The sequence below is a fragment of the Xanthocytophaga flava genome (assembly GCF_030068545.1).
Taxonomy (GTDB): Bacteria; Bacteroidota; Bacteroidia; order Cytophagales; family 172606-1; genus Xanthocytophaga; species Xanthocytophaga flava.
In genome coordinates this window covers 1-1198 of record NZ_JASJOR010000083.1, presented here as the reverse complement: position 1 = coordinate 1198, position 1198 = coordinate 1, and the positions used below count along the sequence as shown (strand labels likewise).

1 protein-coding gene is annotated in these 1198 nt (G+C 35.6%); it reads right to left on the bottom strand.

Features of this window, described 5'->3' with window-relative positions:
- Positions 1 to 22 precede the first annotated feature (22 nt).
- Entirely contained in the window at positions 23 to 1147 is a 1125-nt protein-coding gene (locus QNI15_RS38830) for a transposase (RefSeq protein WP_314037589.1), read from the bottom strand.
- Positions 1148 to 1198 lie beyond the last annotated feature (51 nt).

Sequence of the window (1198 nt, the reverse complement as noted above, 5' to 3'; positions counted from 1 at the left end):
CTGACTGCTGGACAAATATTAATCAGGTAGGTTTAGGTTTAGTTGTGATGCCTACATTTAAAAATAGCCATTGCAGCAAAAGTACTACTTTCTGAGAGTGTATACACAGTAGACTATATCCTTTCCTGAAAACAGATTCATACCGTTTTTTACTTGTTAGTTTGTAAGGATTCAATTTACAAGCCGCCAATCCCTCTCTAACAGATAAAACATAACAGGCAATGACAATACTGATAAGTAATCGTACTTTCGCAGGGTCTTTAAATGACAAATCCTCCAGATTGAATCCATTGGTTTTCAAGCATTTAAACAAACATTCGATTTGCCATCTAATTCTATACAGTGAGAGAATTCTACTCTTTTTATAGTTTAGATTGGTCAGTAAAATAATCAATTCATCACTTTGTCCATGTTTAGTAATCACCATTCGCAAGTCATGATCGCCCAGGGTAAAAGATTGGTCTATGATTTTCCCTTTTCTGGCTCGTTTGCACATACTGGCATAGGAAATACCTTGTTCTTGCAAATCAGCTTTATAATCTGATTGGGAAAGACGAATGATAAAATTTAATCCTAATCCCTGTATCAACTCCCTAAACCAGTCCCGTCCTACGTATTCGCGGTCTGCCAGTAAAATCATTCCCTGTAAGGGATACAGTTTATTAGCCATTTGTAAAAACCGTTTTCGTTCTGCTTGGTTAGAAATTCCTTTTTTGGCTAAGTTTATAAAGAAAATAGGTAAGCTAATCTTTTCATATACAATGCTTAAGGTTAAAAAATGAAAGCTTGTTTTCCCAAACTCCCAACAAGTGCCATCCAACAAAAGATAGGGAGAAAGTTTACGTTTATCTAACTGGCCAATCACTTCTTTTATCACCAGATGCAGTATCCATTTCCATAAAACATACCGACAAAAAGGATTATTGAAAAAACGTGTCAATCTTCGATAATGGGAATTGGCTTTCGTTTGAGGCTTGTCTGTAATGGTACCTATCTGATTTTTGATTTTGTTAAGATTGACTGTCTCTTTAATCATAATACCACTGATGATTACACACAAAGTATGAATCAGGGTTTGTTGGCTTTTGGGCAAATCCTTCTTAAATTTGTTCAAAAGCGATGGGAGTAGTTTTTCTTCTTTTTTCACACATTGATAACTACTACTGCCTCGCTTTTATTCCGTTTGTCCAGCAGTCAG